The following is a 9607-nucleotide window of genomic DNA, read 5'->3' on the forward strand; positions in this document are numbered from 1 at the left end:
CCGTCCGTTCGCACCGTCATGCTCCACGACGCGGACGAGCACGGCTGGCACTTCGCCACGCACCGGACGAGCCGCAAGGGGCGCGAGCTGGCGGTCCGGCCGGAGGCGGCCCTGGGCTTCTACTGGCCCGCGGTCGGGCGTCAGGTCCGGGTGCGGGGCGGCGTCACGGCCGCGGGCCCGGCGGAGAGCCGGGCCGACCTGGCCATGCGCTCGCCCGGCGCCCTGGCGGCCGCGCTGGTGGGCAGGCAGAGCGAGCCGCTGCCCGGCCTCGCCGAGCTGGAGCGCGCGTCGGACAGTGCGTGGGAGCGGGCGCTGCGCGAGCCCGGCGCCCCCGTCGACAGTTGGACGCTCTACGTGCTGCGGGCGGACGAGGTCGAGTTCTTCCAGGGCGATGCCCGCAGGCGGCACGTACGCCTCGTCTACCGCCGCACCGGGGACGGCGACTGGGTCACCGGACTGCTCTGGCCGTGAGATCGGGCGCCGGGTCCATGGCGAGCCGGGCGTGCAGATGGATGTCCCACATCCCGCCGTCGCTCCCCGGCATCGCGCCCCGCAGCGTGCCTTCGAGGCCGTACGAGCACCGCTCGGCGACGCGGCACGAGGCATCGTTCCCCAGGGCGTGTCCCAGCTCCAGCCGGTGCAGCCGCGGCTCGCCGTGGAACGCCCACCGGGTGAGCGCCTCCAGGGCCCGCGCGGCGTAGCCCCGGCCCCGGTACTCGGGCAGCACCCAGTAGCTGACCCGGGCGCTGCGGTGCAGATTGTCGATCGCGGAGAGGGCGACGCTGCCCACGACCGTGCCGGGCCCCTCCGCCGGCGCGGTGACCGCGAACGACGCGCTCGTGCCCCGTCCCCGTTCGGCCGCGCGGCGCTCCAGGAACGCCCGGGCGCCGTCCTCGTCCGGCGTGGGCACGGTGATGGCGTTCCAGCGGCGGAACTCGGGGTCCGCTATGCCCCGGAGCACGGCGTCCAGGTCGCCGTCGCCCCACGGGCGCAGCGCGAGGTCGAACTCACCCGTCCAGGCCGGGCCCCATGCTGTCGCTTCGTCCATGTCGTCCATGCCCGGCATTCAACACGGGCGGAAGACGGGCACCTTCCAGGGGGTTCCGGGCAGGTCGCGGAAGGCGGCCCTGAGGTCCATGCCGATCCGCAGCGCCTCCTCGGGGCACTCGACCACCTCCGTGGCCACGCGCGGCCCTTCCACGAGGTCCACGACGGCGGCCGTGTACGGCAGCCGCCCGGCGAACGGCGGAAGGTCGTTCACATGGACGACGGACCAGGTGTAGAGCGTGGCGCGGCCGGTCGCCTCCTCCCAGACGGCGTCCTCACTCCAGCAGCGTGGGCAGATCTCCCGCGGATAGTGATGGGGCTTTCCGCACCCTCCGGCGCGGCAACGGCGTATCAGCAGCCTCCCTTGTGCGGCGGCCTCCCAGTAGGGGCGGGTGAAGGCATCGACTCCGGGGACATCGAAACGCGCCTGCGCGTCCATGACACCAACTCCCAGCGCTCCGGCGGCCCTTCGCCATTCCTCCCGGTGTCCCCACATCTTTCCTGACGTCACGTCAGATCGGTAGCCTTGTTCGTACGTCAGTCCCGTCGGCCTTGAGCAGGAGTGGACGAGAACGATGCTTGGATCGACTCACGGCACCCTCACCACCACCTCCCGCCCGGCCCGCGTGGCGGCCTGCGGCGAACGCCGGGGACCCGCCGTCCACGGCAGCACCGCCGAGGACCTGGACGTCAGCGGGCGGCCGCTGCGCTCGGACATACCCGACCTCGACCGCTTCTTCCGCCCCGAGAGCGTCGCCGTCGTCGGCGCCTCGGACGGCGAGGGCAGGCCCAACACCGGGATCACCCGGCAGCTCGTCGCCTGGGCCGAGCGCGTCGGAGCCCGGCTGCACCCCGTGCACCCCACCCGCGAAAAGGTCTTCGGCCTCCCCTGCCGTCCCTCGGTCGCCGATCTGCCCGAGCGCGTCGACCTCGCCGTCCTCCTCGTGGCCGACCCCCTGCCCGTCCTGGAGCAGCTCGCGGAGGTCACGGCCGACCGGAAGGCGGCGTTCGCCGTCGCCTTCGCCTCGGGCTTCGCCGAGTCCGGGCCGGAGGGCGCCGCCGCACAGGCCCGGCTCGCCGCCGCGGCCCGCCGGGCGGGCGTCCGGCTCCTCGGCCCGAACACCAACCTCAACGCCTTCGAGGAGTTCCGCGACGACCTGGACGGCCCCGCCATCGCCCTGATCACCCAGTCGGGCCACCAGGGCAGACCGCTCTTCTCCCTCCAGGAACTGGGCATCCGGCTCTCGCACTGGGCCCCGACCGGCAACGAGGCCGACCTGGAGTGCGCGGACTTCATCTCGTACTTCGCCACCCGGCCCGAGGTCGGGGCCATCGCCGCATATGTGGAGGGGTTCAAGGACGGCCGCGCCTTCCTGCTCGCCGCGGACCGGGCGGCCCGGCACAAGGTGCCCGTCGTCGCCGTGAAGGTCGGCCGCACGGAGACGGGCGCCCGCACCGCCGCCACCCACACCGGCAAACTGACCGGCACCGACGACGTCGTGGACGCCGCCATGCGGCAGTTCGGCGTGATCCGCGTCGACGGCCTGGACGAGCTCCAGGACACGTCGGCCCTGCTCGCCCGCGCGCGCCCGCCCCGTGCCGACGGTGTCGCCGTCTATTCGATCTCCGGTGGCACGGGGGCCCACTTCGCGGACCTCGCCACGGCCGCGGGCCTCGGGCTCCCCACGCTCACCGCCGCGAAGCAGCACGAGCTCCACCAGTGGATACCGGACTATCTGAGCGTCGCGAACCCCGTGGACAGCGGCGGCCACCCGGTCGGGGACGCACGCGGACGGAAGATCATCGACGCCCTGCTCGCCGACCCGGCGGTCGGCGTCCTCGTCTGCCCCGTCCCCGGCCCGTTCCCTCCCCTGAGCGACATGCTCGTACGGGACCTCGTGGCGGCGGCCGAGGAGACGGACAAGCTCGTCTGCGTGGTCTGGGGCTCCCCGGTCGGCACCGAGGACGCCTACCGGCACGCCCTCCTCGGCTCCTCCCGTGTCGCGACCTTCCGCACCTTCGCCAACTGCGTCACGGCCGTACGCGCGTATCTCGACCACCACCGCTTCGTCACCCACTACCGCTCCCCGTTCGAGGACGCCCCGCGCGTCCCCTCCCCCTCCGCCCGCAAGGCGCGGGCCCTGCTGCGGCCGGGCGAGCGGCTCAGCGAGCACGCGGCGAAGCAGCTGCTGCGCGCGTACGGCATCCGCGTCCCCCGGGAACAGCTCGTGACCAGCGCCGCGGCGGCCGTACGGGCGGCCGGGCTCGTCGGCTATCCCGTCGTGATGAAGGCGTCCGGGCCCCAGCTCGCCCACAAGACCGAACTCGGCCTCGTCAAGATCGGCCTGACCTCGGCCAGCCAGGCCCGCGACGCGTATCGCGAACTGACCGACATCGCGCGCTACGAAGGGCTGCCCCTGGACGGCATTCTCGTCTGCCAACTCGTCGGCCGGGGCGTGGAGATGGCCGTCGGCATCTCGCCCGACCCCCTCTTCGGCCCCACCGTGACGGTGGGGCTGGGCGGAGTGCTGGTGGAAGTGCTGCGCGACACCGCCGTGGGCGTCCCGCCGTTCGACGAGGACCGGACGCGCGCGATGCTCCGCGAACTGCGCGGCAGCGTGCTGCTGGACGGCGTCCGGGGGACACCGCCCGCCGACGTGGACGCGCTCGTGGAGACCGCCCTGCGCGTCCAGCGCATGGCTCTGGAACTGGGCGACGAACTCGCCGAGCTGGACATCAACCCCCTCGTGGTGCTGGACCGCGGCCAGGGCGCCGTGGCCCTGGACGCGCTGGCCGTCTGCCGCTGACCCCGGCGCCGGCCCGCGCGCGGCCGCCCGGAGAACCAGGAGTACCACCATGTCCGTCTCCCCCCGTGACACACCCGCCGACACCGGCGGCTCCCCGCGAACCGGCAGACCTCCAGGGCCCGTCGGCTCCCCTGGATCAGTGATACTCCACGCCACTGACAACGGCGTCTCGTGGCTCGTCCTCAACCGCCCGGAAGCCCTCCACGCCATCACGCCCGACCTGCGGGAACAATTGATTTCCCGGCTCGTGGCCGCCTCCGCCGACCCGGCCGTGCGCGCCGTCGTGATCACGGCCTCGGGCAGGGCGTTCTGCGCGGGCGCCGACCTGCGCGCGGGCCCTGCGCGCCGGGCCCCGGCCGCCGTGTCCGGCGACGTCGCGCGCACGATCCGGAACGGCGCGCAGCGCCTCGTCGAGGCCGTGCTGGACTGCGAGAAGCCCGTGATCGCGGCCGTGAACGGCATCGCCGCCGGGCTGGGCGCCCACCTCGCGCTGGCCTGCGACCTCGTGATCGCGGCCGAAACCGCCCGGTTCATCGAGGTGTTCGTACGCCGTGGCCTGGTCCCCGACGGCGGCGGCGCCTACCTCCTGCCGCGGCTCGTCGGACCACGGCGGGCGAAGGAGCTGCTGTTCTTCGGCGACGCCCTCACCGCCGCCGACGCGGAACGGATGGGGCTGGTGAACCGCGTGGTGCCCGACACCGAGCTGACGGACACGGCGCGGAGCTGGGCGGAGCGGCTGGCGACCGGCCCGACCCGCGTGTTCGCCCTGACCAAGCAGCTGGTCAACGCCTCCCTCGACACCGACCGCGCGACGGCCTTCGCCGCCGAGGCCGCCGCGCAGGAGATCAACATGGCGACCGCGGACGTGCGGGAAGGCCTCACGAGCTTCGCGGAACGCCGCACTCCGGAGTTCCGGGGGCGCTAAGCGTTCCGCTGGGAAACCGGTACGTCAACTGCGGGTGCGTCGTGGCTGGTCGCGCCCACGCGGCGGAGCCGCATGATGCAGCAGCCCCGCGCCCCTCCGGCAGCCCGACGGCCGCCCGAACCTTCCGAACTGACGCTCTGTCAGCTTCAATGAAACACATGATGGGACACGCAGGCATGGCCGCAGCCGCCGTCCGTTATCTGCGGTCGGCCGGAGCCCCGACCTCCGCTCCCGGGCAGCCGCACCCCGTGGCCCCTCTGCCACGCCCCGCGCTGCGCGCCGTGGGCGCGGACGAGCGGAGTCCGGTCGCGCCGGACGCGTTCCGGCACGTGCTCGGCCACTTCGCCAGCGGCGTCACGGTCGTCACCGCGCCGGGCGGGGACGGGGAGCCCCCGGCGGGCTTCGCCTGCCAGTCCTTCGCCTCGCTCTCCCTCGAACCGCCCCTGGTCGTCTTCATGGTGGCCCGTACGTCCATCACATGGCCGCGCATCGCCCGTGCGGGAGTCTTCTGCGTCAACGTCCTCGGCGCGCACCAGGAGGACGTCTGCCGGGCCTTCGCGGTCAGCGGGTCACGGACGGCGGACAAGTTCGCGGGCGTACGGCACACACCCTCACAGGTGACGGGATCGCCCCGCCTCACAGGCGCACCGGCCTGGATCGACTGCACGGTACGTGCCGTGCACACGGGCGGGGACCACCTGATCGTCGTCGGCGGAGTCGAGGCACTGGGCGCGGACGACACGTCGTCGGAAGCCCACCCGCTGCTCTTCCACAGGGGCGCGTTCGGGACGTTCAGTGGTTGAGGCGGAGGCGACCGTACGAGTCCGGCGTGGCGCAGGCCCCGGTCACTTCTTGCGCTCGACCACCTTGGTCAGGACGTACCGCTTGCCGGACCCGGGCTTGCCGATCTCGTGGTAGATCCGCGGCGTCTTCTGCGTACCGCCGAGGTTCCAGCTGCGGCTGAGCTCACAGGTCTTGAACTGCAGGGCGACACCCTCGATGCGGCCGTCCTGCTTGACCGCCTTCCAGGAGCCGGTGCCGTCGCAGTCCTTCGGCCTGTCCTTGCCGGTCTCGTCCCACACGTAGTTGTCGAGGCCGTCCGCGACGGCCCGGCCGTCCTCGTTCAGCTCGACCGTGCCGCCGTGGCCGTCGGTCCACCTGCCCGCGAGGTCCGACGCGTGCAGCTGCGGCGGCTCGTACACCTTGACCAGACCGGTGCCGTACGCGCCCGCGCCCAGTACGCCGATCGCGAGCCAGGCGAGCGCGCCGTCACGCGCGACCCTGCGGACCAGTCCCTTGGCGCGGCCCGCACGGACACGCCGTCCGGCGACGGCGGCGAGCAGGGTGGCGGGCAGCAGGCCGACCGTGAGGGAGGCCCACCACAGGACGTAGGACAGGGCGGGAGCGAACGCGAGACTGCCGAGCGCCGCGACACCGCCGAAGGCGGCCACCACGGCAGCGGAGACCACCGGCACGGCGCCCAGATACCAGCGCAGACGCTCGGCGCGGCCCGTGCGCCGCGCCACACGCCGTGCGAGCGCCAGAGCGGGCATCACCGCGACACCGGTGATGAAACCGCTCACCAGGACGGCGAGGAGCGCGATCCCGAGGACGACCGCGACGATCACGGCCACGTTGTGCGGCAGACCGTCGTGCTCGCGGGCGAGCATCACCAGGACGGCGATCGTCCCGCCGATCACCGCTTCCGCGCACAGGCCGGCCATCGACGCGCAGTACGCCGCGCCGAAGCCGTCCGCGTGCATCACACGCTTCGGCGCCCGGGCGGACTCCTCCGGTGCGGTGTCCGCCTCCGCCCCGACCGGCATCGCGTCCGGCTCGGCCTGCTGTGTCATGACCGCCCCTCTCTCCAAGAAAAAGATTCCCCCGGGGGCCGGGAGGTTGCTTCTGCGAGCGGACCATTCTCACGGAATGACCCGTCTTGGGATGGATAGGGCCGGTACGACCGCGCACCGCAGGACGACCAGGAGCACCGGCAGGCGGGGTGATGGCCGGACAGTCATGATGCGCAAGGATCGGGCCATGGTGACTCCGGAGGCCCCCGGCGTGCGGCAGCCTGGTCGTGCGGGCCGGTCTTGTTGTGACCGGCCCGTGGACCGGTCGAGAGCGGGGCGGGCTGTCGCTGCCCCGCAGCACACTGGTCAGGGACAAGGCCGGAGGACGGCCGGGGAAGCGTTCGGGGGAACGCGTGGACTGTCGGAGAGCAGACGCATGGACGTGCCGGTGAACCCGGAGAACTCGGAGAGCGGCGTGCCGGACGACGCCCTGGAGGCCAGGGGCGCGGGTCAGACGGGCGGACGGCTGCACCGGGTCGTCGTCCTGGCCCTGCCCGGCGTCATCCCGTTCGAGCTGTCCATCCCGTACCGGATCTTCGGCAGGGCCACGTCGGCGGACGGCGAACCGCTGTACGAGGTGGTGACGTGCGGGCTCACCGCGGGCGCCGTCCGTACGGACGCCGACTACTCGATCAACGTCGAGCACGGGCCGGAGGCACTCGCCGCGGCGGACACGGTCGTCATCGCCCCCACGTACGAGCGGGGCCTCCCGTACACCGAGGGCAGGCTCGACGACGCGCAGGCCGCGGCCCTCGCGCACATCCGCCCCGGCACGCGCCTGGTGTCGATCTGCACCGGGTCGTTCGTGCTGGCGGCCGCCGGCCTCCTCGACGGGCGCCCGGCCACCACGCACTGGAGCAGCACGGACCACTTCCAGCAGCTGTACCCGTCCGTCCGGGTGGACGCAGACGTCCTGTTCGTCGACGACGGCGGCCTGCTGACCTCGGCGGGGGTGGCCTCCGGCATCGACCTGTGCCTGCACATCGTGCGGCGTGACCACGGGAGTGCCGTGGCCAACGAGGTGGCCCGGCGCAGCGTGGTGCCGCCGCACCGCGACGGCGGCCAGGCGCAGTACATCCACCGCCCGGTACCCGAGCCGAGGTTCGCGACGACCACGACGGCACGCGCCTGGGCGCTGGGCCGACTGCACGAGCCGATCCAGCTGCGGGACATGGCCGCGCAGGAGGCGATGAGCATCCGGACCTTCACACGCCGGTTCCGCGAGGAGGTCGGCATCAGCCCCGGCCAGTGGCTGACCCAGCAGCGCGTCGAGCGGGCCCGGCATCTGCTGGAGGACAGCGACCTGTCCATGGACCAGGTGGCCCGGGACGCGGGCTTCGGCACGGCCGCGTCCATGCGGCAGCACTTCCAGGGGGCGCTGGGGGTCTCCCCCTCCGCCTACCGGCGCACGTTCAGAACGGCGCCGGTGGGCTCAAGCCACTGAGCGGAGCCGCTCGGCCCCGGCGCCTATGGGGGTGCCTCTTGCGCTGGGCGCGCGGCTGCGGGTGCATCGTGGCTGGTCGCGCAGTTCCCCGCGCCCCTGTCGGGGCGCCCAGTCCGGTGCCGTGACCCCGGTCAGGTGAAGGTCAGGACCGCCCGGGCCACACGTCCGTGGAGCGTGTCCGCGGCCGCCTTGTCGAAGTCCTCGACGGGATGGACGGCGGTGACCAATTCGTCCAGCAGGAGGCGTCCTTCCCCGTACAGCCGGGCGTAAAGAGCGATGTCCCGCTGCGGCTGCGACGAGCCGTACCGGCACCCCAGGATCGACTTGTCGAGGTAGAGGGACGAGACGAGGAACGACGCCTCCGCGGACGCCGGCGGCACCCCGAGCAGGACCGCCTGCCCGTGCCGGTCGAGGAGATCGACCGCCTGGCGGACGAGCCCCGGGTCCCCCACGCACTCGAACACGTGGTCCGCCCCGGTCGGCAGCACCGACCGGACGGCGGCCGGAGTACCCGCCGACGAGGACGCGCCGACGAAGTGCGTCGCCCCGAACTGCCGCGCGATCTTCTCCTTCGCCGGGTTGATGTCGACGGCGACGACGACGGAGGCCCCGGCGATACGAGCGCCCTGCAGGACGTTCAGCCCGACGCCGCCCGTGCCGATGACGACGACCGAGTCGCCCTGCCGGACCCGGGCCCGGTTGAGGACCGCGCCCACACCCGTCAGCACACCGCAGCCGATGAGGGCGGCGGAGGCCAGCGGCACGTCCACGGGGATCCTGACGGCCTGGACGGCCTTGACGACCGTGCGTTCCGCGAAGGCGGAGCAGGCCGCGAACTGGTAGAGCCCGGTGCCGCCCCGGTAGAAGGGCCTGCCGGGCCTGCCGATCGCCTTGCGGCACATGGTGGGGAGGCCCTGGCCGCAGTAGCCGCACACGCCGCAGTTCGCGAGGGTCGAGAGCGCGACGTGGTCGCCGCGCGCGACATGTGTGACACCCGGTCCGGTCTCCAGCACGACACCCGCGCCCTCGTGCCCGAGGACGAGCGGAACCGGGAACGGAATGGTGCCGTCCACGACGGACAGGTCGCTGTGGCACAGCCCCGCCGCGGCGACCGAGACGAGGACCTCGCCGGGGCCCGGCCCGCGCACCTGTAGATCGTCGACGACCCGGGGCCGCTCGCCGTCGAAGATGACACCTCTCATGGCTGCTCCGTCCTCTCCGGCGTCGGGATCACGAGGACCAGACGACCGACTGGAGTTCGCTGTACGCGTGCAGCCCGAAGGAGCCGCCGTCGCGGCCGACGCCGCTGTCCTTGAAACCGCCGAACGGAGCCTCGGGGTGCCGTTGGAGCGTGTTGATGCCGACGTTGCCGCAGCGCAGCCGGGCGGCGAGGGCCCAGGCCCGGCCGGTATCGGCGCCGAAGACGTAGTCGTAGAGGCCGTACGAGGTGCTGTTGGCGATGCGGACCGCCTCGTCGTCGTCCTCGAAGGACAGGGCCACGACGACGGGTCCGAAGATCTCTTCCCTGGCG

Annotated in this window: 10 protein-coding genes; 5 read left to right on the top strand and 5 right to left on the bottom strand. The window is 73.2% G+C overall.

Annotated features, from left to right (window positions below):
- The coding region (locus K6I34_RS23810) for a pyridoxal 5'-phosphate synthase (RefSeq protein ID WP_229328382.1) at positions 1–471 on the top strand (471 nt) is incomplete at its 5' end.
- Here K6I34_RS23810 and K6I34_RS23815 read toward each other — a convergent pair.
- Both K6I34_RS23815 and K6I34_RS23820 read right to left on the bottom strand, forming a co-directional pair.
- The gene (locus K6I34_RS23815; RefSeq protein WP_229328383.1) at positions 449–1057 is read right to left on the bottom strand and encodes a GNAT family N-acetyltransferase; all 609 of its coding nucleotides are present in this window, start codon (positions 1055–1057) and stop codon (positions 449–451) included. The genes K6I34_RS23810 and K6I34_RS23815 overlap by 23 nt on opposite strands.
- A gap of 9 nt (positions 1058–1066) precedes the next feature.
- Complete coding sequence (locus tag K6I34_RS23820) at positions 1067–1486, bottom strand: Zn-ribbon domain-containing OB-fold protein (RefSeq protein ID WP_229328384.1); 420 nt, start codon at positions 1484–1486, stop codon at positions 1067–1069.
- A gap of 136 nt (positions 1487–1622) precedes the next feature.
- Between K6I34_RS23820 and K6I34_RS23825 the strand changes: the two genes are divergently transcribed.
- The 3 genes from K6I34_RS23825 (at position 1623) to K6I34_RS23835 (ending at position 5582) form a co-directional block, all read left to right on the top strand.
- Positions 1623–3854 carry an acetate--CoA ligase family protein gene (locus K6I34_RS23825; RefSeq protein WP_229328385.1) on the top strand — a complete coding sequence of 744 codons (2232 nt, stop codon included), beginning with the start codon at positions 1623–1625 and terminating at the stop codon, positions 3852–3854.
- Positions 3855–3903: 49 nt separating this feature from the next.
- Positions 3904–4779, top strand: coding sequence for an enoyl-CoA hydratase/isomerase family protein (locus K6I34_RS23830; RefSeq protein WP_229328386.1), 876 nt, complete (start codon positions 3904–3906; stop codon positions 4777–4779).
- A 158-nt stretch (positions 4780–4937) separates the two neighbouring features.
- Complete coding sequence (locus tag K6I34_RS23835; protein ID WP_229328387.1) at positions 4938–5582, top strand: flavin reductase family protein; 645 nt, start codon at positions 4938–4940, stop codon at positions 5580–5582.
- A 42-nt stretch (positions 5583–5624) separates the two neighbouring features.
- Here K6I34_RS23835 and K6I34_RS23840 read toward each other — a convergent pair whose 3' ends face one another.
- Complete coding sequence (locus K6I34_RS23840; protein WP_229328388.1) at positions 5625–6632, bottom strand: hypothetical protein; 1008 nt, start codon at positions 6630–6632, stop codon at positions 5625–5627.
- Between the two features lie 376 nt (positions 6633–7008).
- On the opposite strand from K6I34_RS23840, the gene K6I34_RS23845 reads away from it, so the two are divergent.
- Positions 7009–8076: a GlxA family transcriptional regulator gene (locus K6I34_RS23845; protein WP_229328389.1), complete on the top strand. Its 1068-nt coding sequence runs from the start codon at positions 7009–7011 to the stop codon at positions 8074–8076.
- A gap of 131 nt (positions 8077–8207) precedes the next feature.
- Here K6I34_RS23845 and K6I34_RS23850 read toward each other — a convergent pair whose 3' ends face one another.
- Positions 8208–9278 carry an alcohol dehydrogenase catalytic domain-containing protein gene (locus K6I34_RS23850; RefSeq protein ID WP_229328390.1) on the bottom strand — a complete coding sequence of 357 codons (1071 nt, stop codon included), beginning with the start codon at positions 9276–9278 and terminating at the stop codon, positions 8208–8210.
- Between the two features lie 28 nt (positions 9279–9306).
- On the bottom strand, positions 9307–9607 hold a 301-nt coding region (locus K6I34_RS23855), incomplete at its 5' end, for an aldehyde dehydrogenase family protein (protein WP_229328391.1).

This window comes from Streptomyces sp. UNOC14_S4, assembly GCF_020740835.1.
Taxonomy (GTDB): Bacteria; Actinomycetota; Actinomycetes; order Streptomycetales; family Streptomycetaceae; genus Streptomyces.

Bases quoted from the DNA above. Each gene is read 5' to 3' on its own strand.
- K6I34_RS23815 (WP_229328383.1), bottom strand. From the start codon at position 1,057: ATGGACGACATGGACGAAGCGACAGCATGGGGCCCGGCCTGGACGGGT.
- K6I34_RS23835 (WP_229328387.1), top strand. From the start codon at position 4,938: ATGATGGGACACGCAGGCATGGCCGCAGCCGCCGTCCGTTATCTGCGG.
- K6I34_RS23845 (WP_229328389.1), top strand. From the start codon at position 7,009: ATGGACGTGCCGGTGAACCCGGAGAACTCGGAGAGCGGCGTGCCGGAC.
- K6I34_RS23820 (WP_229328384.1), bottom strand. From the start codon at position 1,486: ATGGACGCGCAGGCGCGTTTCGATGTCCCCGGAGTCGATGCCTTCACC.
- K6I34_RS23840 (WP_229328388.1), bottom strand. From the start codon at position 6,632: ATGACACAGCAGGCCGAGCCGGACGCGATGCCGGTCGGGGCGGAGGCG.
- K6I34_RS23825 (WP_229328385.1), top strand. From the start codon at position 1,623: ATGCTTGGATCGACTCACGGCACCCTCACCACCACCTCCCGCCCGGCC.
- K6I34_RS23850 (WP_229328390.1), bottom strand. From the start codon at position 9,278: ATGAGAGGTGTCATCTTCGACGGCGAGCGGCCCCGGGTCGTCGACGAT.
- K6I34_RS23830 (WP_229328386.1), top strand. From the start codon at position 3,904: ATGTCCGTCTCCCCCCGTGACACACCCGCCGACACCGGCGGCTCCCCG.